Source organism: Bradyrhizobium sp. CCBAU 53351, from assembly GCF_015291745.1.
Classification (GTDB): domain Bacteria; phylum Pseudomonadota; class Alphaproteobacteria; order Rhizobiales; family Xanthobacteraceae; genus Bradyrhizobium.
In genome coordinates this window covers 879651-903103 of sequence record NZ_CP030059.1, presented here as the reverse complement: position 1 = coordinate 903103, position 23453 = coordinate 879651, and the positions used below count along the sequence as shown (strand labels likewise).

General features: G+C 65.4%; 27 protein-coding genes and 1 tRNA gene. 11 read left to right on the top strand and 17 right to left on the bottom strand.

All coding sequences use genetic code 11. The features are described 5' to 3' along the window. Nucleotides 1–15: 15 nt before the first annotated feature. Nucleotides 16–897 (bottom strand): DMT family transporter, encoded by an 882-nt coding sequence (locus tag XH83_RS04300; protein WP_194408164.1) that lies wholly within the window; start codon nucleotides 895–897, stop codon nucleotides 16–18. A gap of 149 nt (nucleotides 898–1046) precedes the next feature. Here XH83_RS04300 and XH83_RS04295 point away from each other — a divergent pair, with 149 nt between their 5' ends. From XH83_RS04295 to XH83_RS04285, 3 genes are all read left to right on the top strand, one after another. Further along, on the top strand, nucleotides 1047–1268 hold the full coding sequence (locus tag XH83_RS04295) for a dodecin (protein ID WP_194405834.1): 222 nt from the start codon (nucleotides 1047–1049) through the stop codon (nucleotides 1266–1268). Nucleotides 1269–1451: 183 nt separating this feature from the next. Further along, nucleotides 1452–3356 carry a diguanylate cyclase domain-containing protein gene (locus XH83_RS04290; protein WP_194405833.1) on the top strand — a complete coding sequence of 635 codons (1905 nt, stop codon included), beginning with the start codon at nucleotides 1452–1454 and terminating at the stop codon, nucleotides 3354–3356. Nucleotides 3357–3490: 134 nt separating this feature from the next. Then, nucleotides 3491–4081 carry an HAD family phosphatase gene (locus XH83_RS04285; protein WP_194408163.1) on the top strand — a complete coding sequence of 197 codons (591 nt, stop codon included), beginning with the start codon at nucleotides 3491–3493 and terminating at the stop codon, nucleotides 4079–4081. Nucleotides 4082–4093: 12 nt separating this feature from the next. On the opposite strand, the gene XH83_RS04280 is transcribed toward XH83_RS04285, so the two are convergent. The 7 genes from XH83_RS04280 to XH83_RS04250 all read right to left on the bottom strand — a co-directional run bounded on the left by XH83_RS04280 (nucleotide 4094) and on the right by XH83_RS04250 (nucleotide 12702). Next, complete coding sequence (locus XH83_RS04280; RefSeq protein WP_246776415.1) at nucleotides 4094–5356, bottom strand: MFS transporter; 1263 nt, start codon at nucleotides 5354–5356, stop codon at nucleotides 4094–4096. Nucleotides 5357–5398: 42 nt separating this feature from the next. Further along, entirely contained in the window at nucleotides 5399–6367 is a 969-nt protein-coding gene (locus XH83_RS04275; RefSeq protein ID WP_194405832.1) for an ABC transporter ATP-binding protein, read from the bottom strand. Beyond that, a complete protein-coding gene (locus XH83_RS04270; protein WP_194405831.1) occupies nucleotides 6364–7359 on the bottom strand; it encodes an ABC transporter ATP-binding protein in 996 nt (331 codons plus the stop codon). The genes XH83_RS04275 and XH83_RS04270 overlap by 4 nt, the downstream gene beginning before the upstream one ends. After that, nucleotides 7359–8276, bottom strand: coding sequence for an ABC transporter permease (locus XH83_RS04265; RefSeq protein ID WP_194405830.1), 918 nt, complete (start codon nucleotides 8274–8276; stop codon nucleotides 7359–7361). Before XH83_RS04265 ends, XH83_RS04270 begins: the two co-directional genes overlap by 1 nt. Next, nucleotides 8242–9201: an ABC transporter permease gene (locus tag XH83_RS04260; RefSeq protein WP_194405829.1), complete on the bottom strand. Its 960-nt coding sequence runs from the start codon at nucleotides 9199–9201 to the stop codon at nucleotides 8242–8244. The genes XH83_RS04265 and XH83_RS04260 overlap by 35 nt, the downstream gene beginning before the upstream one ends. Before the next feature lie 30 nt (nucleotides 9202–9231). Continuing rightward, the gene (locus tag XH83_RS04255; RefSeq protein ID WP_194405828.1) at nucleotides 9232–11022 is read right to left on the bottom strand and encodes a peptide ABC transporter substrate-binding protein; all 1791 of its coding nucleotides are present in this window, start codon (nucleotides 11020–11022) and stop codon (nucleotides 9232–9234) included. Nucleotides 11023–11283: 261 nt separating this feature from the next. Then, entirely contained in the window at nucleotides 11284–12702 is a 1419-nt protein-coding gene (locus XH83_RS04250) for a M20 family metallopeptidase (protein ID WP_194405827.1), read from the bottom strand. Nucleotides 12703–12985: 283 nt separating this feature from the next. Here XH83_RS04250 and XH83_RS04245 point away from each other — a divergent pair, with 283 nt between their 5' ends. Together XH83_RS04245 and XH83_RS04240 are read left to right on the top strand one after the other, a co-directional pair. Further along, complete coding sequence (locus tag XH83_RS04245; RefSeq protein ID WP_194405826.1) at nucleotides 12986–13957, top strand: S1C family serine protease; 972 nt, start codon at nucleotides 12986–12988, stop codon at nucleotides 13955–13957. Nucleotides 13958–13991: 34 nt separating this feature from the next. Continuing rightward, entirely contained in the window at nucleotides 13992–15062 is a 1071-nt protein-coding gene (locus XH83_RS04240) for a dienelactone hydrolase family protein (RefSeq protein WP_194405825.1), read from the top strand. A gap of 6 nt (nucleotides 15063–15068) precedes the next feature. Here XH83_RS04240 and XH83_RS04235 read toward each other — a convergent pair whose 3' ends face one another. Further along, nucleotides 15069–15725 (bottom strand): nucleotidyl transferase AbiEii/AbiGii toxin family protein, encoded by a 657-nt coding sequence (locus XH83_RS04235; protein WP_194405824.1) that lies wholly within the window; start codon nucleotides 15723–15725, stop codon nucleotides 15069–15071. Beyond that, complete coding sequence (locus XH83_RS04230; RefSeq protein ID WP_210346996.1) at nucleotides 15709–16023, bottom strand: hypothetical protein; 315 nt, start codon at nucleotides 16021–16023, stop codon at nucleotides 15709–15711. Before XH83_RS04230 ends, XH83_RS04235 begins: the two co-directional genes overlap by 17 nt. Nucleotides 16024–16155: 132 nt before the next feature. Here XH83_RS04230 and XH83_RS04225 point away from each other — a divergent pair, with 132 nt between their 5' ends. Further along, nucleotides 16156–16362, top strand: coding sequence for a hypothetical protein (locus XH83_RS04225; protein ID WP_194405823.1), 207 nt, complete (start codon nucleotides 16156–16158; stop codon nucleotides 16360–16362). Between the two features lie 98 nt (nucleotides 16363–16460). Here the strand turns inward: XH83_RS04225 and XH83_RS04220 are convergent, their stop codons facing one another. From XH83_RS04220 to XH83_RS04200, 5 genes are all read right to left on the bottom strand, one after another. Next, the gene (locus XH83_RS04220) at nucleotides 16461–17120 is read right to left on the bottom strand and encodes a DsbA family protein (protein ID WP_194405822.1); all 660 of its coding nucleotides are present in this window, start codon (nucleotides 17118–17120) and stop codon (nucleotides 16461–16463) included. Between the two features lie 87 nt (nucleotides 17121–17207). Next, on the bottom strand, nucleotides 17208–17930 hold the full coding sequence (locus XH83_RS04215) for an LrgB family protein (protein WP_194405821.1): 723 nt from the start codon (nucleotides 17928–17930) through the stop codon (nucleotides 17208–17210). After that, complete coding sequence (locus XH83_RS04210; protein WP_194405820.1) at nucleotides 17927–18310, bottom strand: CidA/LrgA family protein; 384 nt, start codon at nucleotides 18308–18310, stop codon at nucleotides 17927–17929. The genes XH83_RS04215 and XH83_RS04210 overlap by 4 nt, the downstream gene beginning before the upstream one ends. 44 nt (nucleotides 18311–18354) lie before the next feature. Then, complete coding sequence (locus tag XH83_RS04205; protein ID WP_194405819.1) at nucleotides 18355–18831, bottom strand: PaaI family thioesterase; 477 nt, start codon at nucleotides 18829–18831, stop codon at nucleotides 18355–18357. Nucleotides 18832–18834: 3 nt separating this feature from the next. Next, a complete protein-coding gene (locus XH83_RS04200; protein WP_194408160.1) occupies nucleotides 18835–19263 on the bottom strand; it encodes a thioesterase family protein in 429 nt (142 codons plus the stop codon). A 107-nt stretch (nucleotides 19264–19370) separates the two neighbouring features. Between XH83_RS04200 and XH83_RS04195 the strand changes: the two genes are divergently transcribed. Further along, nucleotides 19371–19919: a TetR/AcrR family transcriptional regulator gene (locus XH83_RS04195; protein WP_194405818.1), complete on the top strand. Its 549-nt coding sequence runs from the start codon at nucleotides 19371–19373 to the stop codon at nucleotides 19917–19919. A 46-nt stretch (nucleotides 19920–19965) separates the two neighbouring features. Here XH83_RS04195 and XH83_RS04190 read toward each other — a convergent pair whose 3' ends face one another. After that, nucleotides 19966–20457, bottom strand: coding sequence for a hypothetical protein (locus XH83_RS04190; protein WP_194405817.1), 492 nt, complete (start codon nucleotides 20455–20457; stop codon nucleotides 19966–19968). 205 nt (nucleotides 20458–20662) lie between these two features. On the opposite strand from XH83_RS04190, the gene XH83_RS04185 reads away from it, so the two are divergent. Next, nucleotides 20663–20953: a PsiF family protein gene (locus XH83_RS04185; protein ID WP_194405816.1), complete on the top strand. Its 291-nt coding sequence runs from the start codon at nucleotides 20663–20665 to the stop codon at nucleotides 20951–20953. Between the two features lie 97 nt (nucleotides 20954–21050). Beyond that, complete coding sequence (locus XH83_RS04180) at nucleotides 21051–22139, top strand: AbrB family transcriptional regulator (RefSeq protein ID WP_194405815.1); 1089 nt, start codon at nucleotides 21051–21053, stop codon at nucleotides 22137–22139. 3 nt (nucleotides 22140–22142) lie between these two features. Here XH83_RS04180 and XH83_RS04175 read toward each other — a convergent pair whose 3' ends face one another. Next, nucleotides 22143–22682, bottom strand: coding sequence for a disulfide bond formation protein B (locus XH83_RS04175; RefSeq protein WP_194405814.1), 540 nt, complete (start codon nucleotides 22680–22682; stop codon nucleotides 22143–22145). 157 nt (nucleotides 22683–22839) lie between these two features. Here XH83_RS04175 and XH83_RS04170 point away from each other — a divergent pair. Then, nucleotides 22840–22924, top strand: a tRNA-Leu gene (locus XH83_RS04170). Between the two features lie 170 nt (nucleotides 22925–23094). After that, on the top strand, nucleotides 23095–23397 hold the full coding sequence (locus tag XH83_RS04165; protein WP_194405813.1) for a hypothetical protein: 303 nt from the start codon (nucleotides 23095–23097) through the stop codon (nucleotides 23395–23397). Nucleotides 23398–23453 lie beyond the last annotated feature (56 nt).

Below are 23453 nucleotides of genomic sequence, written 5' to 3'. Positions count from 1 at the left end.
GAGGCGCCGGCGCCCTCACCCCCGCTGCAGGGCCAGCGTCACGCCGCCGAGCGTGAGCGCCATCGCCGTCCATTCGCGATAGCCCAGCGGCTCGCCGAGAATGATGGCGGCGGAGACGACGCCGATCACGGGTACGATCAACATGCCGGTCGAGGCCGTGGTCGGTGGCAGACGGCGCAGCGTCTCGAACCAGGTGACGTAGCAGATCCCCATCGGCACCAGCGTCATGTAGACGAAGCAGCCGAGCCCCAGCGGGGTGATCGCGGTGACGTCGGGACGCTCGAACGCGACGCCGAGGATCAGCATCGTGGCGCAGCCGAGCCCGACCTGCCAGGCGACGACGACCAGCGGCGGCATCGGCAGCGGCTTGCGGTTGAGCACGTTGCCGAGCGCGAACAGGATGGCGCAAGACAGCGCCAGCACAATACCCAGCAGCTTGTCGGCGCCGAACGCAAGACCGTTGCCGCTCAGGAGCAGCGTGACGCCGGCGACACCGAGGACGAGCCCGAAGATATCGCGCGGGGCCGGCCGTGCATGCAGCGCCGGCCAGGCGAACAGCATCGCCCAGATCGGCATGGTGTAGGCGAGCAGGGCGCCCTCGCTCACCGTCACGTACTTCATCGCGACCGTGCCGAGCCCCATCCAGGCAAAGACGTTGGTGAAGGTCGCGAACACCAGCCGCGGGATCGCCTCGCGCGGAACGACGAACGATTCCTTCCGGCTCAACACCAGGGCACCAAGGATGAGCGAGGCGCAAACACCCGCAAGCCCGCGCGCGAACAAAGGCGGCCATTGCTGCAGCAGCAGCTTCATCAGCGGCCAGTTCAACGCCCAGCCGAAGGCCGTGACACCGAGGCAGAGAGAGCCGATCATCCTGTCGCGTCGTGCGGGATCCATGGATTGCGCATAGCAGGCGGCCACCGGCCGCTCCACCTCGGCCGGCGCATGCAAGCCATCGCGCAGAACGGAACTGGACCGCCCGGCGCCCGTTCAGATGAGAGCACGGCGCGTGGGCGCGTGCCGCAGTGCAACCGAGGGAGACCATCATGCCTGCAGCCGAGAAGGACCATGTCTACAAGATCCTGGACCTGGTCGGATCGTCCGAGACCTCGATCGAGGACGCGATCAAAAATGCGGTCAGCCGCGCGTCGAAGACCATTCGGGAGATGAAGTGGTTCGAGGTTGTGCAGACCCGCGGCCACATCGAGAACGGCGCCGTCCGCCACTATCAGGTGACGCTGCGCGTCGGCTTCACGCTGGAGGAATGACGCGGCTGATTTCGACGGGAACCATCTCGCGCCGTCCGCCGTGAACATCCACCGGCCGCAAGGCGATCGAGAGATATCCACGACGGTCCCCGGTAGAGTACGGACCCTGCGCAATCATCGCAAATATTGCAACAGGCCGTTAAGGTCAAAGTGAGAGGTTTGCTCCGATTTGGAGCAAGCCCGATGGTGACGAGTCGCGAACTCGGCAAGACGCGCCTTCCGCTCTGGGCGGCTGGGTTCGTCGTGCTCATCTGCGTGGCGATCCTCGGCATGAGCATCTGGCGCGAATGGGAGGCACGCAATGCCGAGCTCAGGAGTGCCGAGATCGACGTCGCCAACCTCGCCCACTCCCTGATCCAGCATGCGGACGACACGTTCGAACTGGCCGACACACTGCTGGTCGGACTGGTCCACCGGCTCGAAATCGACGGGATGGGTCCGGACACGATCACGAAACTCCAGGCCTATCTGCCGACACGCAAATCATCGGACCGTATCCGCGGCATCTTCGTCTACGATGCCACCGGCCGCTGGCTTGCCACGACGGAGCGCCTCGACTTCTCCAAGCTCAACAACAGCGACCGCGAATATTTCCAGCGCCATCGCGACTCCCCGGAGACGGGCACGCTGATCGGGCGGCCCGTCAAGAGCCGCGCCGGGGGCCAGTGGATCATCACGGCCTCGCGCCGGATCAACGATGCCGACGGCGGCTTCGCCGGCGTTGCCCTGCTCACGATCGACGTCAGCTATTTCGCGAAATTCTACCAACGGTTCGACTTCGGGCCGAACGGCTCGGCATCGCTGCTCAACACCAGCGGCATCCTGCTGGCGCGCAGCCGCGACGAAGGCGACACCTTCGTCGGACGCGACCTGTCCAACACGCCGCTGTTCAGGGAGTGGGGAAGCCGACCCGCGGCGGCGATCTACTATTTCACGTCGCCGCTCGATGGCGTGAGGCGGCTGAGCTACTATCAGCGCAGCAGCCGCTACCCCCTGATGGTGCTCGCGAGCAAGTCGCAGGACGACGTGCTGGCTCCGTGGCGAAAAGCGGCCGCCGCACGCATGACCTTCGTCCTCGGCCTCGTCCTGTTGATCGCGGTGATCGGTTTCCTCCTGGTCCGTCAGTTGCTGCAGCGGCAGCGGACGGCACAGGCGCTGGTCGCCCAGGAAGCGAACTTCCGCCTGTTGGCAGAGCAGTCCAGCGACATGGTGACCCGGATCGGACTGGACAACCAGTTGCTCTACGTGTCTCCCTCATGCGTGCGCATCACCGGCTGGTCGCCCGAGGAACTGCTGGGCACCTCGTCGCTCGCCGGCATTCATTCCGACGACACGGAACGGGTCGAGCAGGCCGTCACCGCGCTGAAGAACGGCGAAGCGGAGGAAGCGCGGTTCGTCTATCGCCAGCGTCATCGCGACAAGGGCGAGATCTGGGCCGAGGCTGCACTGCACGTGACGCTGGCGTCGGACAGCGGCGAGATCGACGGTGTCGTCGCAGTCGTGCGCGACATCACCGAGCAGAAGGACCTGCAGGACAAGCTCGCCTCGCTTGCAACGACCGACGGCCTCACCGGCCTCGCCAACCGGCGCGCCTTCGACGAACGTCTCGCCGACGAATGGGCGCGCGCGCGGCGCGACGACACACAGCTTTCGCTGCTCCTGATCGACGTCGATCATTTCAAGAAGTTCAACGACCATTACGGGCACGTGGCGGGCGATGGTTGCCTGCGTGCCATCGGTCGGATTCTGTCTGCCCATGCCAAGCGCCCGGCCGACCTCGCGGCGCGCTACGGCGGGGAGGAATTCGCCGTCCTGTTGCCCAATTCCGACGCCGCCGGTTGCGCCGAGGTCGGTGAAGGGATCCGCCGGGCGCTGCACGAGCTCGCGCTGCTGCACGTGCAAAATCCGCCCAGCCGGCTGGTCACCGCCAGCGTCGGCGCTGCAACCGCTCGTCCGGCCCAGGCCACGACGGATTGCAGCACGCTGGTCGCCGCCGCCGACCGCGCGCTCTACGCTGCCAAGGACAGCGGCCGTGACCGCCTGGTGATGTCGGGACAGGTCGTCCCCTGGCCAGCCAAGACTGCGTGACACGGATCCGCCCTCGCCTTCTCGCATCCGTTTGTCGCCTGCGGCCTGACGGGATATGAGTCCGGGCCCGGCCGGGCGCCGGCCGACCCGAGAGTGCTGCCGTGACCGATACAATCAAGCTCGTCCTGTTCGACATGGACAACGTCCTCTGCGGCTACGACAGGGGCAAGCGTGTCGCGTGTCTCGCGGAGCTTGCGGGATCGACCAGCGACGCCGTCTACAAGGCGATCTGGGACAGTGGATTCGAGCTGCTCGGCGATTCCGGCGCGCTCGACGCCGCCGACTATCTGCGCGGCTTTGGCGAACGCATCGGCTATCCGCTATCGCTCGACGAATGGGTCGAGGCGCGGCGCCGCTCGATGCAGGCGGATCGCGCGATGCTGGAAATTGCCGCGAGCTTACGCAAAACCGTCGATATCGCCGTGCTGACCAACAACACCACGCTGGTCGCGGACCACATCGACACGCTGCTGCCGGAGCTGCGTCCGCTGTTCGGCGCGAACATCTACACCTCGGCCCAGTTCAAGACCGCGAAGCCGGACCCGCGCTGCTACCGTCTCTGCCTGTCCGAGCTGCAGGTGGTGCCCGCGACCGTTCTCTTCATCGACGACCTCGCGCAGAATGTCGCCGGAGCGAAGGAAGCCGGTCTCCTGGCGCATCATCACACCACGCCGGAGGCTCTGAGGCAGGCGCTCGCGAAGCACGGCCTGCTCGCGGCGTCATGAGCAGAGGCCGGATCAGGCAAGCTCCGCGCCGCGCCGCTCTGGAACCAGCGCGAGCAGCGCCACGACATCCAGCAAATAGAGCAGCGCCAACGCACCGATCGCCGTCGGAAAGCCGTAGGACGCGCTGATCAGGCCGACCACCAGCGGACCGAACCCCGCGACCGCGCGGCCGATATTGAAGAACACGTTTTGTGCAGTCGCCCGCGAAGCGGTCGGATAGAGCTCGCTCATCAGCGCGCCATAGCCGCCGAGCATGCCGTTGACGAAGAAGCCCATCACGGCTCCGCCGACCAACAGCGCGGTGGCGGCAGTCAATTGCGAATAGACCAGCACCATGACGGCTGCGCCCAGCATGTAAGTGAGAAACGCAGGTCGGCGACCGAAGCGATCGGCCGCATGGCCGAACAGAAAGATGCCAAGCGCCATGCCGGCAATGGTGACGGAGGTCCAGACTGCCGATTGGGTGAGGCCATAGCCGAACCGCGTCGAGAGATAGTTCGGCAGCCAGATCATGATGCCGTAATAGCCGAAATTCTGCACCGAGCAGAGGATGACCATGGCAAGGCTGATCTTTGCCGTCTCTCTGTCGGCGACGAGCGCGCGAAGCGAGGCGACGGCATCCGTCGTCGTGGCCCGACGAGCCAGAAAGATGTCGGGCTCGTGCAGCCTGCGCCGGATCACATAGGCAGCCAGAGCCGGAAACAGCCCCACCGCGAACATGCCGCGCCAGCCGATGAGGGGCAGGAGCACCGGCGTCACCAGCGCCGCACAGAGCACGCCGAATTGCCAGCCGAGACCGACATAGGAGGTCGCCCGCGCCCGCTTGTCCGACGGCCAGGCCTCCGCGACCAGCGCCATGCCTATGCCGAATTCGCCGCCGAGCCCGATGCCTGCGATGGCCCGGTAGATCATGAGATCCCAATAACCCTGAGCCAAGGCGCATAGTCCCGTGAAGACCGCAAACAGGACAATGCTCCAGGTCAGGACGCGGACCCGCCCGAGCCGGTCGGATAGCAGGCCGAAGACGAAGCCACCGAGCACCGCCCCGACCAGTGTCGCGGTCACCAGCGAAGCAGCCTGCGGCTGCGTCAGATGAAGACCCCTCGAGATCGCCGTCAGCATGAAGCCCAGGATGAGCAGATCGAACCCATCCATGCCGTAACCCAGCGCAGATCCCCACAACGCCCGGCGCGCATCGGCGCCGATTTTAGTGGCTCGAGTCGAAAGCAGCTCCGCTTCAGTCATGATGAGACCGGTATCATGGATCTGACTCACGTTCCCCTCCCCGCACCAATCCGTCGCAATCGCCTGCCGGCGTCAGGCCAGATGACACGCCACGAAATGCCCTCCAGCGCCCTCCTTCAGCACGGGCGCGCTCTCGGCGCAGCGCGGCTGGGCAATCGGGCAGCGGGTGTGGAAGTGACAGCCCGACGGCGGCTTCATCGGGCTCGGCACGTCGCCCTTGAGGCGGATGCGCTCACGCTTCAGCTTGGGATCGGGCACCGGCACCGCCGAGAGCAGCGCCCGGGTGTAGGGATGCTGCGGGTTGCGGTAGAGGTCGCTCGCTTTCGCCAGCTCGACGATGCGTCCGAGATACATCACCGCGACGCGGTCGGAGATGTGCTCGACCACCGAGAGGTCGTGCGCGACGAAGAGATAGGTGAGGTTCAGCTCGGCCTGGAGGTCTTCCAGCAGGTTGATGACCTGGGCCTGGATCGACACGTCGAGCGCCGAGACCGGCTCGTCACAGACGATCAGCTTCGGCTCGACCGCGAGCGCGCGCGCGATCACGATGCGCTGGCGCTGGCCGCCCGAGAATTCATGCGGATAGCGCCGCATATGCTCGGCCTTGAGCCCGACCTTGACCAGGAGTCCCGCGACACGTTCCTCGCGCTCTTTCGCGGACGATGCGAGATTGTGGATGGTGAAGGCCTCGCCGAGGATGGCGCCGACCGTCATGCGCGGATTGAGCGAGGCGAAGGGATCCTGGAACACCAGCTGCATGTTCCGCCGCATCGCGCGCAGATCATTTCCGCCGAGCTGACGCACGTCCTGGCCGTCGAAGACGACCTCGCCGTCGGTCGGCTCGATCAGGCGCAGCACGCAACGTCCCGTCGTCGACTTGCCGCAGCCGGATTCGCCGACGAGACCGAGCGTTTCGCCGCGGTTGACCGAGAACGACACGCCGTCGACCGCATAGACGGTGCCGACCTGGCGCGACAACAGGCCGCCGAGCACGGGGAAATGTTTCTTCAGGCCGCTGACGCGGAGCAAGGGTTCGCTCATGACGCGGCTCCCAGGTTCGGATCCCCGAGATGACAGGCCATGCGGTGACCCGGCGCGATCTCGCGCAGCAGCGGCTCCTTCTCGGTGCAGACATTCATGGCGAACTTGCAGCGCGGCGCAAAGCGGCAGCCGACCGGCGGATTGATCAGGATCGGCACCGAGCCGCCGATCGCCTCGAGCCGCGTCTTGTGCTCGCTGTCGAGATCGATGCGTGGGATCGAGCGGATCAGGCCTTGCGTATAGGGATGGCCGGGATGGTCGAAGAGGTCGTCGACGGGCGCCTCCTCCACGACCTTGCCGGCATACATCACGACGACGCGTTGCGCGGTTTCGGCGACGACGCCCATGGCATGGGTGATCAGCATCACCGCCATGCCAAAGCGCTCCTTCATGTCCTGGAGCAGGTCGAGGATCTGGGCCTGGATGGTGACGTCGAGCGCCGTGGTGGGCTCGTCGGCGATGATCAGCTTCGGCTTGCAGGCCAGCGCCATCGCGATCATCACGCGCTGGCGCATGCCGCCGGAAAACTGGTGCGGATAATTGTGCACCCTGCCTTCGGCGTTGGGGATCTGCACCAGCTTCAGCATCTCGATGGTGCGATCGAGCGCCTGCTTTCTGGTCACGGCCTCGTGGCGGCGCAGGCTCTCGGCGATCTGCTCGCCGATGGTCAGCACCGGGTTGAGCGAGGTCATCGGCTCCTGGAAGATGAAGCCGATCTCCTTGGCCCTGATCTCGTCGAGCTGATTGCTGGTCAGCGGCACCAGGTCGCGGCCCTCGAAGATGATCTGGCCCGCCGCGATGCGGCCCGGCGGCATCGCGATCAGCTTCAGGATCGACATCGCGGTGACGGTCTTGCCGCAGCCGGACTCGCCGACGACGCAAAGCGTCTCGCCCCGGTTGATGGAGATGTCGACGCCGTCGACGGCCTGCAGGATGCCGTCATCGGTGGAGAAGTGGGTCTTCAGTCCCTTGATCTCGAGCAGCGGCGCCATCAGATCACCCGTCGCGCATCGAGCGCGTCACGCAGACCGTCGCCGATGAAGTTGATGGCCACCACCGCGATGAAGATCGCGCCGCCCGGGAACAGCGCCCAGTGCGGGCCGATGTCGAGAAAGTCCTTGGCGTCATACAGCAGCCGGCCCCAGGTCGGCGTATCCGGCGGAAAACCGAGGCCGAGGAAGGACAGCGTCGATTCCGCGATGATCGCGGCGGCAACGTCGATGGTGCCGGCGATGATCACCGGGCCGAGCGCATTGGGCAGGATATGCCGCACCACCTGCCGCACCGGGCTGGCCCCGAGCGCGCGTGCAGCCTCGACGAACTCCTTCTCGCGAATCGACAGGAATTGCGCGCGCACGAGCCGCGCCACCGGCATCCAGCGCAGCCCCCCGATCACGAGCACGATCAGGATGAAGATGCCGCCTTCGGGGCCGAACACCTGTTTCAACCCGTCGCGGAACAGGTAGATGAGCAGGAGCAGCAGCGGCAGTTGCGGCAGCGACAGGAAGAGGTCGGTCAGCCACATCAGGCCGTGCCCGAGCGCACCGCGCGACATGCCGGCGAGCGCGCCGATCAGCGTGCCGATGAAGACCGAGACCAGCATCGCGGCGAGGCCGACCGCGAGCGAGATGCGGCCGCCATAGATCATGCGCGCCAGGATGTCCTGCCCGAGATCGTCGGTCCCGAACGGATGGGCGAGCGACGGCCCCTGCATGCCCGCGACGATGTCGATGTCGTTGATCTTCACACGCCACACGAACGGCCCGGCCACGACGGCGAGAACCAGAATGAGGAGCAGGAAGGCGCTGACGACGGCGAGCTTGTGGCGGCTGTAACGCCGCCACGTCTCGCGCCAGGGCGAGTAGACGCGCCGCTCAGCGGAGGGAGATGCGAGGGTCAAGCCAGCCATAAAGCACGTCCGCGATGAGATTGAACAGCACGACGAGACACGCGAAGACGAAGGTGACGGCCATCACCACCGGCGTGTCGTTGGAGAGGATGGAGGAGATCAGCAGCGAGCCGATGCCGGGGATGCGGAAGATCTGCTCGGTGACGATGGCGCCGCCGAACACCGCGGGCATCTGCAGCGCGATCAACGTCACGACCGGGATCATGGCGTTGCGCATCACGTGCTTGACGATGACCTTGGCCTGCCCGAGCCCCTTGGCGCGGGCGGTGGTGACGTAGTCGAGCCGGATCACGTCCAGCATCGCCGAACGCACGAACCGCGTCATCGACGCCGCCTGGAACAGGCCGAGCACCGCCACCGGCATGATCGCCTGGCGGATCATCTCCAGCACCCAGTGGATGCCGGTGGCCTTGATGTCGGTGGTATAGACGAACGGCAGCCAGTCCAGCGTGACCGAGAAGATCAGGATGAACAGGATGCCGGTGAAGAAGGTCGGCAGCGAGAAGCCGACGAAGGCGAGCGTGTTGGCGATCTGGTCGAACAGCGAATAGGGCTTGGTCGCGGCATAGACGCCGACCGGGATCGCGATCAGCAGGGCCAGGATCTGCGCCGAGCCGATCACGTAGAGCGTGGCCGGCAGGCGCTGCAGGATGAGCGTGTCGACGTTCATCCGGCTGACGAAGGAGAAGCCCCAGTCGCCGTGCAGCATGGCGCTGAGCCAATGCAGGTAGCGAAGATGGATCGGATCGTCGAGGCCGAACTTGGCCCGAAGTGCGGCCTGCACTTCGGGCGGAACGTTCGGATTCGTCGCCAATTCGGAGAAGGGATCGCCGGGCGCAAGCGCCAGCACGAAGAACAGCACGGCCGAGATTCCGAGCAGGCTCGGAATCGCGATCAGCAGGCGACGTAGAACATATTGACTCATGAGGGAAAGCCCCCGTCTAGCGCTGGGGGATCATTCCTCGCGGTACCAGTCGAACAGATTGTCGGTCTCGTTGGCCCAGCCGGAAACGACCGGCCGCAGGTTGTTGGCGGCCGCTTCGACCTTCAGGCGATGCTGCACCGGGATGAACACCGTGTCCTGGTACATGAGGTCATTGGCCTTGATGTAGAGCGCAGCGCGCTTGACCGGATCCATCTCGCCGTCCGCGGCCTGGATGGTCGCGTCGTACTCCTTGTTGACCCAGCGCGGGAAGTTGGTGCCCTGCCACTTGTTCTCCTTGGTGGCGACCAGGGTCGAGAGATAGCGGCGCATGTGCTGCGACGGATCCGGCTGGCTCAGCGGGATCTGGAACATCTCCATGTCGGCGTAGAACTTGGAGTAGGTGTCGGGATTGCCGACGTCGGAGGAGAAGAACACCGAGGCGACGACCGATTTCAGCTCGACGTCGATGCCGGCCTTCTGGCAGGCCTGCTTGACGATCGCCTGGGTCTTCTGGCGCGGGCCGTTGATCGAGGTCTGGTAGACGAGCTTGAGCTTCTTGCCGTCCTTCTCGCGGATGCCGTCGGCGCCCGGCTTCCAGCCGGCATCGTCGAGCATCTTCGAGGCCTTCTCGATGCTGAATTCCCACGAGGTGTTCTTGGACACGAATTTTTCGGGCCCGTTGAGGAAGTTCGCGGTGGTGCGGCCGGCGCGGCCGTAGATCGCCTTCTTGACCGACTCGCGATCGATCAGCAGCGAGAGCGCCTTGCGCACCGCCGGATCGGAAAACAGCGGGTGCTTGGTCTTGATCGACGAGCGTTCGCCGTCGACCTCGGTGTTGGGATCGGTGAAGTTCAGTGCGATGAATTCGGTGTCGCCGCCGACGGCATAGACGGTCTTTCCCTTGCCGCCCTTCTCCAGGCGCAACAGCACGTCGTCCTCGACCTGGATGTTCCAGCCGAAATCATACTCGCCGGTCTGGATCACCGCACGCGCGGCCGAGACGGCGTCGCCGCCGCCCTTCATCTCGACCGAATCGAAATAGGGACGGTTCGGCATGTGATAATCGGGGTTGAGCACGCCGCGAACGAGATCGCCCGGCTTGAACTCGACGAACTTGTAGGGGCCGGTGCCGACCGGCGAGAGGTTGGTCGGCGCCTCGCGCGACTTGGACCCCGTGTAGTCCTTGAACAGATGTTTCGGGATGATGGTGTTGGGCGCCCCGACGAAGGCGTCGGCCCAGAACGGCGTCGGCTTGTTGAAGACGATGCGCACCGTGAGCTCATCCACCTTCTCGACCGTGATGTCGCGGAGCGTCGCGATCGTCAGTGCGGAGGTCGCCGGATCCTTGGCGTATTCCCAGTTGAACACGACGTCGTCAGCCGTGAACGGCTGGCCATCGTGCCACTTCACGCCGGGCTTCAGCTTCCAGGTCACCGACTTGCCGTCGGCGGCGAGCAGGCCGTTCTGGATCGACGGAATCTCCGCCGCCAGCACCAGCTTCATGTTGCCGTCGGGATCCCAGCAGGCGAGGGGTTCATAGAACAGACGCGCGCCGTCCTGGTCCTTGGTGCCGGTGGCGAAATGCGGATTGAGCAAGGTTGGACCCTGCCACCACAACAGCTTCAGCGCACCGCCGCCGCCGCGCTTGGTCGGCTTGTAGGTCGAGGCGCCCTCCGCCATGGCGACGCCGCCAAGCGCGAGGATCTGGTTGGCCAGGGGGGCGGTGAGGCCGACCGCGGCCATGTGCTTGATAAAGGCGCGGCGATCCATTCGCCCGTCCTTCACCTGGCCGATCATCGAACGCAGTTCTTTATCCAGCATGGTTGTCCCCCGTCTGGTTCCCATCGTGATGAAGACGGCCGTGATAAGGAGCCGCCCAATTAGCTGGCAGTAGATGGCACACCGAATGGGGGGCGCGTCAACTGGGACCGTGTGTATGCAAACGGTCTTCTGGCTGTCCGTTGGGCAAAACTGCGTTCTGCAGCCCATCCGTTCGGCAATCCAGCATCAAAACATGCTGGATTGCACGCTGCACTGCGAAAAATTTGTTCGCCGGATCAGACGAAATGTCGAGGCGAAATTCTACGCCACGGACATGTCGAGCGGCGGCTCAACGTGGTCCGGCAGCGGACAGACATAAGGTGTCTTGGCCGTCCGCTTCTTCAAATCGGCCTTCGCCGCCTTGATCAGCTCCGGATCCGACAGCGCCTTGATGCCGAGACCGGCCATCGCCTTGGCCGCCTGCACCATGGCTTTGTGGGCATGCGGGCTCTTGCCCTGCGCCACCACCTGCCAGGTGTGGAAGGGCGTGCCGATTGCAACCGTCGGTGCGTGAACCTGCACGGTCGGCACCACCCAGCTGACGTCGCCGACGTCGGTCGAGCCGACCAGCGGGTTGCGTTTGGCATCGAGCGGCACCAGGAAGTCGGCCAGCGGCCGATCGGTCGGCTCCATGCCGATCGCGTAATAGACGGACGCGATGTCCTTGTCGCTCAGCGTCGCGCGGATCTGGCCGGCAAAGCTCTTGTCGGCATCATCGAAATGCGGCGGTCCGAGCTCTTCCATGACCCGGTGCAGCGCCTGCTCCAGCGGCGCGTTCGGCAGGATGTTGGAGACCGCGGAGATGATCTTCATCTCCACCTTGGTTTCCGTCATCAGCGCCGCGCCCTGCGCGATCTTGGACACGCGCTCGACCAGCTCGTTCATGCCGGGAAGATCACGTGCGCGGATCGAATAGCGCACCCGCGCATGGGCCTGCACCACGTTGGGTGCGATGCCGCCGGTGTCGAGCAACGCATAATGCACGCGCGCATCGCTCGGCATGTGTTCGCGCATGTAGTTCACGCCGACATTCATCAGTTCCACCGCATCGAGCGCGGAACGGCCGAGATGCGGCGAGGCCGCGGCATGCGAGGTGCGGCCGGTGAAGATGAAGTCCGCACGCGTGTTGGCGAGCGACGGCGTCACCGCGACCTCCCAGAAGCTGTGCGGATGCCAGGTGATCGCGATGTCGGCGTCCTCGAACGCGCCGGAGCGCACCATGAAGGCCTTGGCTGCGCCGCCCTCTTCAGCCGGGCAGCCATAATAGCGCACGCGACCGGGCACCTTGTTCTCGGCGAGCCAGTCCTTCACCGCGGTCGCGGCGAGCAGCGCGGCGGAACCGAGCAGATTATGACCGCAGCCATGGCCGTGTCCGCCGGCTTCGATCGGACGATGCTCGGCGACGCCCGCTTCCTGGCTGAGGCCGGGCAGCGCGTCATATTCCCCCATGAAAGCGATGACCGGACCGCCCTCGCCCCACTCGCCCATCACCGCGGTCGGAATGCCCGCGACCTTCTCGGTGATGCGGAAACCTTGATGGCGCAGCTCGGCGAGATGTTCGGCGGCGGACCGCGCCTCGGTGTAGCACACTTCGGGCATGCCCCAGACCTTGTCGCTGAGGTCGATGAAACGCGCCTTGATCGTGTCGATGCCACGCCAGATATCGCTGCGGTTGTCCATGCTTCGATCCGTGATCCCTTGGTCAAACGAAGCGGCAATGGTTAGCAGCTTCACTGCACGGCGCCTAGCACCTCGCCGGACACCAGCCATGCGGCACGTGCCGGATCGAGGGGACGCCTGCCGCCGTGCGCGTTCCCCGCGCCTTTCGAAGATTTCACGCGGCGTTCTCACGAATAGTTGGGGAACGAGGCTTTCAAGACGGCCTCCCCCGGCCTAAATTATGCGTGCGTCGCGCGCCGCTCTGCAGCAATCCCGGAGCGATGCACTCAGCCAGGAGAACTCCATGACCACCCTGACCGAATGGAGAGTGCCGCCGGCCAATCAGCCGCGTGCGAGCGACTACGGTTTCGATCTCGACCGCGCGCTCGCATCCGTCGTCGGCCTGCACGCCATCATCCCGCCGGACGCCTTCAGCGCCGAAACGCTGGGCACCGAACGCGCGGGCAACGGCGTCGTGATTGATGACGGCCTCGTGCTCACCATCGGCTATCTCATCACCGAGGCGGAATCGGTGTGGCTGCATCTCGCCGACGGACGGGTGGTCGAAGGGCATGCGCTCGGCTTCGATTCCGTCACCGGCTTCGGCCTCGTGCAGGCGCTCGGTGCGCTCGACGTCGAGCCCTTGCCGCTCGGCAACTCGGCAGCAACCCGAATCGGCGACCGCGTCGTGGTCGGCGGCACCGGCGGCCGCACGCGCTCCGTCGCGAGCCAGATCGTGGCCAAGCAGGAATTCGCCGGCTATTGGGAATACCTGCTGGACGAAGCCATCTTCACCTATCCCGCGCATCCGAACTGGGGTGGCACCGCGCTGCTCAACGAGCGCGGCGAGTTGATCGGCATCGGCTCGCTTCAGCTGGATCGCGAACGCGACGGCAAGGCCGAGCACGTCAACATGATCGTGCCGATCGACCTGTTGAAGCCGATCCTGGAAGATCTGCGCAAGTTCGGCCGCGTCAACAAGCCGGCGCGGCCATGGCTCGGGCTGTTCTCGACCGACATCGACAACCGCGTAGTGGTGATCGGAATCTCCGCCAACGGCCCGGCCGCGCGCGCCGAGCTCAAGACCGGCGACGTCATCCTCGCCGTCGACGGCGACAAGGTCACGAGCCAGACCGAATTCTACAAGAAGATGTGGTCGCTCGGCGCCGCCGGTGTCGACGTGCCGCTGACCGTGCACCACGAAGGCGTCACCTTCGACGTCACGGTGACCTCGACCGATCGCTTCAAGCTGTTGAAGGCACCGAAGCTGCATTGACTCCCCGCTGAAGGACGCCGCCAAGGAAGCTGCAATGAGCGAGGCCGTGATCGACGACATCGTGGCCGTGCTTCCGCCGCTGCTGAACGCGCTGGAGGCGCTCGGCTTCTTTGCCCGTAATCTGCATCCGCCGGCGTTTGCCTCCGTCATGAACGCAATCGGCACGCCGGACGAGGCGCTGCAGACGGCACGCGCTGCGATCGGGGATTGGCCGGAGCAGTTCGCCGGCTTGCGCGCGCAACTGAATCGCGCCTGCGACGAGACGCTCGCCGCCTTTGCCGGCATCCGTGAGGTCGGGCGCGGCCATGGCGATCTCGTCGCGGTGTTCCGCGCGCTGCGCCATCTGCCGCGCGCGCAGGAGGCGCTTTATCCCCTTGCGGCGCAGTTTCCGCCGGTAAGCAGCTTCTTCCTCAACGCCGCCCATCGCGACGATGCGGACCTGTTATCCCGGCTCGAAGCCGGCACGCGCGAAGACACCGGCATCTTGCACGATCACAACGAGCCCGGCAGCCGCGGCGGCTTCTCGGTCTACGTGCCCGAGTATTACACGCAGGATCGCGCCATGCCGCTGGTGATGGCGCTGCATGGCGGCAGCGGCAACGGACGCGGTTTTCTGTGGAGCTGGCTGCGCGATGCGCGCAGCCTCGGCGCGATCCTGGTGGCGCCGACCGCGATGGGCTCGACCTGGGCGCTGATGGGCGATGATGCCGATACGCCCAATCTCATGCGCATCCTCGAAGCCGTGCGCAGCCGCTGGACCGTCGATGCCTCGCGCATGCTGCTGACCGGAATGAGCGATGGCGGCACCTTCTGTTACGTGAGCGGGCTTGAAGCCGCTTCGCCCTTCACCCATCTCGCCCCGGTCTCGGCAACCTTCCATCCGCTGATGGCGGAGATGGCGGACGCCACGCGCCTGCAGAGGCTGCCGATCTTCATCACCCACGGCAAGCTCGACTGGATGTTTCCCGTGCAGACAGCGCGCCAGACGCAGGCGGCGCTCGCAGCCGCCGGCGCCGATGTCACCTATCGCGAGATCGACGATCTCAGCCACACCTATCCGCGCGAGATCAACGCGGCGCTGATGCAGTGGCTGAATGCCGCTTAGCAGTCATCACAATAAGCCCTGCTTGAGAGACACATCGGGTAACACCCCTACGCGATCTCGGGACTCCCGCAGGATCCGGCGATCGCTCGCACTCAGAGCTCGAAGATCTCCATCTTCGAAGAAACCTATTGCGCGCAGCACTTGCGCTGGTTCGCCGCCAAACATCTCCCGGAATGCCGAGATTCCGCGCGGCAACGACACACCCGCGGAGATCATTTCAGCAATGTCCAGATAGTCCTTGGCTTCGGCGCGGTCGAGCGTCGCCTCGAGCTTGGTGGCCAGCAAGTCCTCAAGCGATGCTACAAACATGGTGCCATCAGCCACTTGCATCGGGTCGTTGATGCGACCGAAGCCGATGCGTCCGAAGAATGAGACTTTCACTGAGCCTGAGGGCATGGTGGTCGAGACAACCAGTGTATTGGGCGCATCATGAAGGATGGCCGCACCCTTGACGAAGTCGAATTGCGCACGGACTTCGTCCTTATCCAATGGAGCAGAGCAGAAGAAGTCGAAATCGAGCGACTCTCGGTGCCCCAATTGAAGGGCAACGGCAGTTCCGCCGTAGAGGACAAGCTGCAACTTCCGTGAAGGGACAAGCAGGGGCCAAATTTCGCGTTGAGCGGCGGGCAAGATCGACAGTTTCGGCTCAAAGCGTTGCTGCATCGAAGGCTCTTCGTGGGGCCTTGTCCGGCAGCTCGGTCCCCGTTGCGAGGGAAAGGCGCCCGCGCCAAAATTCCCAGGAGCGATCGTTGAACCAACCCGGCTCAGCGTGAAGCATGATGTCTGAGAGGCGGGCGGTACCCAGCGCGGCCTCCAGCTGGAGAATATCGTCGTATGTGCCGAAGTTCATGATCTGCGCGACGACGCGATCCTCGGAGAATGGCAATCCGTCGACCGGTCGCCACCAGACGTACTTGCGACCGAGCTTGTCGATCAGGCTTGCGGATGCATCGTTCGTCATTGATTTCAAATATAGCCAACCTGCTTCCGTTAATCCACGCCCCGTAGGGCCGATCCGGGCCGAACTCCCCCGGGACCAGCACGGAACCGTCCAGCCCCACCGACGTTATCGCCCGTCATCGGAGGTTCGCAAATGCAGACGTTTTTAGGGATGATTTTGGGCGCGTTGCTGCTCGCGGGCGGCGTCTACGTCTATGATTCCATGCAGACGTCGTCCGTCGCCAACGGCCAGGTCGCGACCACCAATCGCACCATCGTGAACTGGGACGTGGCGAAGGCGGATTGGGATGCGCTGCGCGATCGCGCGCACAAGGACTGGGTCCGGATCTCGTCGAAGTAACGACGCCGTATCATGAACAAGGCGCCGTCGCGAACACCGCGGCGGCGCCTTTGTGTTGGCTGCGATCGACGTGTCGGCGCCGATCGACGCCGTGCGCGTCAGTTCATCTTGGCCTTGCGGGCATCGGCGATGACCTGCTCGAACTCGGCCATGCTGAGCACACCGGGCACACGGTACTTGCCGACGATGAAAGACGGGGTGCCGTTGAAGCCGAAGGCCTCGGCCTGCTCGTTGTTGCGCTTGAGCAGCGCATCGATGTCGCTGCCCCGGCCGGCAAGATCGCGTTTCAGGCGGTCCATGTCGACGCCGGCCGCCGCCAGCAGCTCGTTGATGCGCGACTCGGTCAGGCGCGAGCTGACGCCCATCATGGCGTCATGGGCCTTATGATACTTGTCCTGGAATTTCGCCGCGAGCGCGGACCGCGCCGCCGTGACCGAGACCGGCCCGAGGATCGGCCAATCCTTCATCACCAGTCGCACCTTGCCGTCGTCCTGAACGACCTGGCGCAGCTCGGGCTCGAGCTTGCGGCAATAGGGGCAATTATAATCAGACCATTCGACGATGGTGATGTTGCCATCGGGATTGCCGGCGACGGGCGTATCGGGATCGCGCAGCACCTTGGCTTCGGTCAACACCTCGTCGTCGCCAGCGGCTGCCAGCGCAGAGTTGATCCCGCCCGCCGCAAGGGCGCTCGCCCCGATCAGCGTCAGAGCCGTGCGCCGCGTCGGCTCAAATGCCTTGTTCTTGAATCCGGCCATATCTCGTCCCGTTTCGGTCCCATCTCCGTCGATACGGTTCGGGAGTGGGAATTGTTACAGGTCATATAGAGTGTCGCGGCGGCGATGTCATCGCACCAGCAGCGTGACGGCCAGGGGGACCAGGAACGAGGTCACCAAGGCGTTCAAGCTCATGGCGATACCCGAAAACACGCCCGCGATCTCGTCGACCTGGAACGCGCGCGCGGTCCCGATGCCATGGGCCGCAAGGCCGGCTGCGAATCCGCGGGCACGGTAATCGGTGATGCCGGTGCGGTTCATCAGCGGCGTCACGATGATGGCGCCCATGATGCCTGTGAGGATCACCGCGACGGCCGCCAGCGAGGGATCGGCATGCAGGGATTCGGCGATGCCCATGGCAACGCCCGCGGTGACCGATTTCGGCGCCAGCGACAGCACCACCTCGCGGGGAAGGCCGGCAAGCTCGGCCAGCAGCACCACCGACACCACGGCGGTGACCGAGCCCGCGACCAGCGCCACCAGCATCGGCACGATGGAGGCGACCACGCGCTTGCGGTTCTCGTAGAGCGGCACGGCGAGCGCGACGGTTGCAGGCCCGAGCAGGAAATGCACGAATTGCGCGCCGGCAAAATAGGTCGTGTAGGAGGTGCCGGTCAGCAGCAGGAACGCGCCGATGATCCACATCGCATGCAGCACGGGATTGGCCAGCGGATGGCGCCGCGTCGCCAGCGACACCGCATCCGTGGCCGCATAGACCAGCAGCGTCACGGTCAGCCAGAGCAGCGGCGACTGCGAGAGATAGACCCACAGCGAGAACGGATTGTCGCTCATGGCGCGTCCTGTTGCTTCAACAGGCGGCTGACCAGTCGAAAGGTCAGCACGGTCGCAAGCAGCGTGACGACCACGGAGAGGGCGAGCACCAGAACGATGGCGATGCCGTGGGCCGCGAGGAGATCGAGCTTCTGCACCACGCCGACGCCGGCCGGCACGAACAGCAGCGAGAGATGGGCAAGCAGGCCCTTGCTTGTCGTCTCCACGCCGTCGCCGCCGAGCGGCCCGCGCGCGATCAACGCAACCCGGTCGCGCACGAGCAGCAGGACCAGGAGCAGCAGCAGGCCGAGCACGGGGCCCGGCAGGGGCAGGCCGAGGCCGCGCACGACGGCTTCGCCGATCAATTGGCACAGCAGGATGAGGCCGAGACTTGCAAGCATGACCGCCGCATGAAGGGATGGGCCGGCAGGCTTGTCAATTGCGGCTATGCGCCGGACGGGGCCGGCGCGGGCGAGGCAGCAATGCGCGGAAGCATTGCCATCAATGTCGCGGTCATCGTGGCGATCGGCGTGGTCTTGCCGTCATGCTCGGCGAATGCCCTGGCCTCGCAGAAGGTCAGCGTGCGGCCGGGCTTGACGACCTCGGCCTTGAACACGAAGCGCTCGCCCCGGGCCGGCGCCAGCAGCGTGGTCTTGAACTCCACGGTGAGGATATCCGCCTCGCGCGGCATCAGGGTGAAGGCGGCAGCGCCGCAGGCGTTGTCCAGCCCGGCGGTGATGATGCCGGCGTGAACAAAGCCGTTCTGCTGGGTGAATGCAGGCGAATGCAGCATCGCCAGCTCGACCTCGCCCGGTGCAAGGCGGACAATCACGATGCCGAGGGTGTGCATCGCCGGCTGGGCATCGAACATGGCGATGGCCGCTGCCCGATAGCCCGGGTTCTTCGGCTCGAACGCAGCCATGGTTCAAGCCTCGGCCGGCTCGGCGAGATGCCGCAAGGCGGTCTCGCGGACGGCATCGGTGAACGGCGCCGATTTGCGCTGGCTCCGGTCCATGTGCACGCCGGTGATCTCGCAAATCGCGGCGATCTCGCCGGTCTCGGCGTTCGTCATGTCATGCCGGAAGCGGATCGACTTGTCGCGAACCTCGAGCAGATGGCTGCGGATCTCGACGATGTCGCCGGCGAGCAGCTCGCGCCGGTAGGCGATGTTCTGCTGCACGGCGGCCATGCCGCGGCCGGAGGACCGCAGGTGGCTCGGCGTCAATCCGAGGCGCGCGAACAGATTCCAGTTGGCCTCGTCGAACTTGCCGACATACCACATGATGTTCATGTGGCCGACGTGATCGCACTGCCACGGATAAACCGTCCCGCGATAGGTTGCCTCCTGCTCCATCGCCATTCCCTGCCCTCGTGCGTCTTTTGATTTTGATACGGTAGCGTATCAGGGTGGCGGCGGGTTAGCAATACGGCACCGTATCAAGAATCCGAGAGGCCTACTTCATGAGCGACGGCAGGGGCGACGTCTGGGTCGAGGCTGGGTTTGCCGAGCTCGCCCGCTCGGGGGTCGAGGGTGTCAGGGTCGAGGTGCTCGCCAAGAATCTCGGCGTCACCAAGGGCGGCTTCTACCGCCGCTTCGCCGACCGCGCAGCGCTGCTCGAGGCCATGCTGCAGCGCTGGCGCGAGGGCCGCGCCGCGTCGATCGCGCAGCAGACGCGCCTCGACGGCGAGGAGCCCCGCGAACGGCTGAAGGCGGTGATCCAGCTCTATTCGGAGCGGCTCAATCCGGAAGCCATGGCGATCGAGCTCGCGATCCGGCAATGGGCCCGCTCGGACGAGACCGCCGCGGCGGCCGTGGCAAGCGTCGATGCCGCGCGGCTCAAGCACGTGGCCGAGCTCTATCGCGCGACCGGGCTCGACGCCGAGGCGGCCGAGGCACAGGCCTTCCTGTTCTACTGCTTCATCTTCGGCCAGAGCCTGTTGTTCGTCGAGCGCGGCCCGCGCAAGCGATCGCAGCTGGTGGCGAAATCGGCCGAGAAGCTGCTGCACTAAGCAAGATGGCCGGAGCTTTGCTCCGGCCATCGCGTCATGTCGAAACTCAGGCGGCGCCCTTCAGCTTCTTGGTGCATTCGCTGTAGTAGCCGCCGCCCTTCTGGATCCACTTCAAGCCGCCATTGCCGTTGGTGGTCTTGTTGGCATTGTACTGGTCGACGCAGGTGTGCATCCGCGCCTTGCCGGGGGTCTCCTTGGCGTATTTCGGATCGACCGCGTTCGGATAGATCGCGGGACCGGCCGGCAGGGTCGGCGCGGCGGCGGGGGCCGCCTCCTTCTTCGCCTGCTTCGGTTCAGTGGGAGCGGCCGGAGCAGCGGGCGCAGCCGCAGTCGGCGCGGCGGCCGGCGTCGCATCCGCACCGCACTGGGCCTTGCGGAAGTCATTCCACTTCATCGTGCCGAGCGAGCCGTCCTTCTTGGCAGCCTGGTATTTCGCGCTGCATTCCTGCGAGGTCAGCGCCTGCGCCGGTGCCGACAGCGCGAGCGCCGCAAATCCCGACAACGCAACCGCGCACAGCCATCTTGATTGAATGGTCATCCCTGGGTCTCCTCCTTGGTCTTCTCCCGACGGGGAGCAAAATAACACTTGCTATCCTAGCGTGTCGGCTGCTTGCGACAAGGATGCGACGACTGCTGCCGCCAAAATATAGTGACGGCCTCGTTCAGATTATTCATGTCGCGTTCAGCAATCCGAGCCGACGTTCGCAATCCCTCGCAATTCTCGCAAGATAGAGTGCAACACCATGACCCTCGCCTCCCGCCTCGCCGCCGTCGCCCTCGCCTCCCTGCTCGTCACCGGCACCGCCTTCGCGCAGACCACCGCGCCGGCGGCCAAGACCGATGTGAAGACCGATGTGAAGACAGAGGCCGCGAAGGCGACGAAGGAGCGCACGGCCGAGTCGATCGAGTGCTCCAAGCAGGCGGACGCCAAGGGCCTGAAGGGCAAGGAGCGCAAGAAATTCCGTCGCGAGTGCAAGAAGGAAGCGAGGTCCGGCACCGCCGCGCCCGCCGCCCCTGCCGCCGACAAGAAGTAACCCTCGCGACCCTCCACGCGCGCCGGCGCGAGGCGCACGCATTGCGGCATGACGAGCCTGCAATTGTGCGCCTCGCGCCGATTTGCGATAAGGCGGCGTGAAGCAGATCACCGCCTCCCTGCCGTTCGAATGGCCGAGCCGCGCCAAGCTCTTGAGCACGGCGGAGACGCTCGTCGTCGGCACCGCCGGAGGCCTGGTGTTTCTCTTCGCCGGGCTGCCGGGCGGGCTGATCTCGGGCTCGATGATCGCGGTCGGCATCGCTGCCATCGCCGGCCGCCAATTGTCGCTGCCGCCGCTCCTGACCCAGACCGTGCTGGTGCTGCTCGGGATTTCGCTGGGCTCGGTGGTCTCGCGCCATCTGCTGCAGCAGCTCAGTGCCTATCCCCTCACCATCGGGTTGCTTGCGCTCGCGACCTTCTGCTCGACCTTCGGCTCGAGCTACTACCTCCAGCGCATCCATGGCTGGGACCGCACCTCGGCCTTCCTGGCCGGCAGCCCCGGCGCCCTGTCGCAGATCACGATCCTGGCGGTCGAGCGGGGTGCCGACCTGCCGGGCATCGCGGTGGTGCAGACCATGCGCGTCATCATCCTTACCGCCGCGCTGCCGATCGTGCTCGCGCTCGCGGGCGTCGCCCCCTCCGCCGCGCCGTCGCTGACGACGTCGATCATTGCCTCGCCGCTCGACCTCGTGGAGCTGGCCGCGGCCTCACTTGTAATGGCGCTGGTCCTGCGGCTGATCAGGTTTCCGGCGAGTTGGATGTTCGGCGCCATGATCGCCTCCAGCGTGCTGCATGGCGCGGGCTGGGTCGAGGGCGGCCTGCCGGACTGGGTGCGCGGCGTCGCGCTGGTCGGGATCGGCGCCCTGATCGGCAGCCGTTTCGCGCGGATGCGGATCAAGACCCTTGCCGGTCACCTCAGCGCGGCGCTGGGCTCATTCACGGTCGCGATCGCCGTCTCCGCCATTTTCGTCGGCATCATTGCGCTTACCACGCAGGTCAAATTCTCCGACGTCGTGGTCGCCTTCGCGCCGGGCGCGATGGATGCCATGCTGGCGCTGGCGCTGACCTTGCACATCGACCCGATCTTCGTCGGCGCCCATCATTTGTCGCGTTTCGTGTTCGTGACGATCGCAACGCCAGGCATCGTGCACCTGTTCGGACGCACGCAAGACGACGTCGACGATTGAGCTTCAGCGCTGCGCCGTCCGCACAAATCCCCACGCGGCGATCGCGGCCATCAACAGCGAGATCAGCACGTTGTAGCCGGCGAGCGAGAGACCGAGGAAACGCCATTGCACCTCGTCGCAGCGCACCACCTTCACGGTATCGAGCCGCGAAAAGAGATCGCCGGCGTTGCCGAGGTTGACGACGGGACCCGTGCAATCGGTCGGCCCCTTCCAGAATCCCCATTCGACGCCGGAATGGTAGGTGCCGAGCCCGGCATTGGCGAGCGTCGCGAGCGCGAGGATTGCGAGCCCCGCCAGCAGCAGCGGCCGCGGCGCGCCGCTTCGCGCGGCAAGCGCCGCGAGCGCACCGAGGGGAATCACGAGGTAATAGGCGTAGCGCTGCTCGAGGCAGAGCGGACAGGGCAGGATCTCCAGCACGAGCTGGAAGAACCAGGCGCCCGCGATGGTCACGGCCGCGATCAGCGTGACGAGCAGCGAGGCCGTCAGCGCGGGGCCGCCGGCAGCCGGCTTGAATGCAGGTATGGCGGCACTCTGGGTCGTCACGGCAGCCTCTTTCCTGGGGGTCGCGCCCTTAAGCCTCTAGCTCCGGTCCAAGCGGCTGTCGAGAACGGCGGACATCACTTTGGCGCGGGTTGACCCCGCTTTGTCCATGGCTATAGTCCGCCGGCTTCGCGACGCTCCCTTCCAGGGCCGACCGAGGGCCCCTGTGGCGGAACTGGTAGACGCGCTCGACTCAAAATCGAGTTCCGCAAGGAGTGCTGGTTCGATTCCGGCCAGGGGCACCACGCTTCGCCCTTCGGGCTACGCGTGGCGCAGCCACGCTGAAGGTGAAGGGCCAAGCGTGTCCGGCGTGGCCTCTTGGCGAAGACGGACTGTCTCGACACAGCTCCCCTTCCCATCGTCACATCCCACCTGTATAAACCGGTAGCTTCTTCCGTTAATCGAAGGAGCTCATATGAACGACCTGCACGCGTGGCTTTCGCAACAGCACCACGGTTTGCGGACTTTTCAGACCTTCCAGCACAAGCTCGAGACGCTCGGCCGGCGCGATCCCGCGCAGCGCGGCCTGTGCCGCCTGCTCAGCGGCATCGTCGGCAGCTATGTCGAGGCCTTTGACGAGGCGCCGCTTCCGGTCGAGGTCGCCGACGGCGCCTATCGTCGCCTGCTGACGCTGGTCGAGAGCCTCGATCTGCACGGAGATGCCGCGCGGCGCCTCGCCGACATCAATCGCGTGGCGACCTGCGACTTGTGGCGCTGATCGGCAGAAGCAGCGGACAGGGCTGATCGCGAAACGCCCCTTGTCCATGGGCCAGG

Bases quoted from the DNA above. Each gene is read 5' to 3' on its own strand.
- XH83_RS04190 (WP_194405817.1), bottom strand. From the start codon at position 20,457: ATGACCATTCAATCAAGATGGCTGTGCGCGGTTGCGTTGTCGGGATTT.
- XH83_RS04225 (WP_194405823.1), top strand. From the start codon at position 16,156: ATGCAGACGTTTTTAGGGATGATTTTGGGCGCGTTGCTGCTCGCGGGC.
- XH83_RS04250 (WP_194405827.1), bottom strand. From the start codon at position 12,702: ATGGACAACCGCAGCGATATCTGGCGTGGCATCGACACGATCAAGGCG.
- XH83_RS04265 (WP_194405830.1), bottom strand. From the start codon at position 8,276: ATGGCTGGCTTGACCCTCGCATCTCCCTCCGCTGAGCGGCGCGTCTAC.
- XH83_RS04285 (WP_194408163.1), top strand. From the start codon at position 3,491: ATGGACAACGTCCTCTGCGGCTACGACAGGGGCAAGCGTGTCGCGTGT.
- XH83_RS04245 (WP_194405826.1), top strand. From the start codon at position 12,986: ATGACCACCCTGACCGAATGGAGAGTGCCGCCGGCCAATCAGCCGCGT.
- XH83_RS04200 (WP_194408160.1), bottom strand. From the start codon at position 19,263: ATGGAGCAGGAGGCAACCTATCGCGGGACGGTTTATCCGTGGCAGTGC.
- XH83_RS04260 (WP_194405829.1), bottom strand. From the start codon at position 9,201: ATGAGTCAATATGTTCTACGTCGCCTGCTGATCGCGATTCCGAGCCTG.
- XH83_RS04300 (WP_194408164.1), bottom strand. From the start codon at position 897: ATGGATCCCGCACGACGCGACAGGATGATCGGCTCTCTCTGCCTCGGT.
- XH83_RS04165 (WP_194405813.1), top strand. From the start codon at position 23,095: ATGAACGACCTGCACGCGTGGCTTTCGCAACAGCACCACGGTTTGCGG.
- XH83_RS04220 (WP_194405822.1), bottom strand. From the start codon at position 17,120: ATGGCCGGATTCAAGAACAAGGCATTTGAGCCGACGCGGCGCACGGCT.
- XH83_RS04205 (WP_194405819.1), bottom strand. From the start codon at position 18,831: ATGGCTGCGTTCGAGCCGAAGAACCCGGGCTATCGGGCAGCGGCCATC.
- XH83_RS04240 (WP_194405825.1), top strand. From the start codon at position 13,992: ATGAGCGAGGCCGTGATCGACGACATCGTGGCCGTGCTTCCGCCGCTG.
- XH83_RS04275 (WP_194405832.1), bottom strand. From the start codon at position 6,367: ATGAGCGAACCCTTGCTCCGCGTCAGCGGCCTGAAGAAACATTTCCCC.
- XH83_RS04230 (WP_210346996.1), bottom strand. From the start codon at position 16,023: ATGACGAACGATGCATCCGCAAGCCTGATCGACAAGCTCGGTCGCAAG.
- XH83_RS04295 (WP_194405834.1), top strand. From the start codon at position 1,047: ATGCCTGCAGCCGAGAAGGACCATGTCTACAAGATCCTGGACCTGGTC.
- XH83_RS04270 (WP_194405831.1), bottom strand. From the start codon at position 7,359: ATGGCGCCGCTGCTCGAGATCAAGGGACTGAAGACCCACTTCTCCACC.
- XH83_RS04255 (WP_194405828.1), bottom strand. From the start codon at position 11,022: ATGCTGGATAAAGAACTGCGTTCGATGATCGGCCAGGTGAAGGACGGG.
- XH83_RS04235 (WP_194405824.1), bottom strand. From the start codon at position 15,725: ATGCAGCAACGCTTTGAGCCGAAACTGTCGATCTTGCCCGCCGCTCAA.
- XH83_RS04210 (WP_194405820.1), bottom strand. From the start codon at position 18,310: ATGCTTGCAAGTCTCGGCCTCATCCTGCTGTGCCAATTGATCGGCGAA.
- XH83_RS04195 (WP_194405818.1), top strand. From the start codon at position 19,371: ATGAGCGACGGCAGGGGCGACGTCTGGGTCGAGGCTGGGTTTGCCGAG.
- XH83_RS04185 (WP_194405816.1), top strand. From the start codon at position 20,663: ATGACCCTCGCCTCCCGCCTCGCCGCCGTCGCCCTCGCCTCCCTGCTC.
- XH83_RS04215 (WP_194405821.1), bottom strand. From the start codon at position 17,930: ATGAGCGACAATCCGTTCTCGCTGTGGGTCTATCTCTCGCAGTCGCCG.
- XH83_RS04290 (WP_194405833.1), top strand. From the start codon at position 1,452: ATGGTGACGAGTCGCGAACTCGGCAAGACGCGCCTTCCGCTCTGGGCG.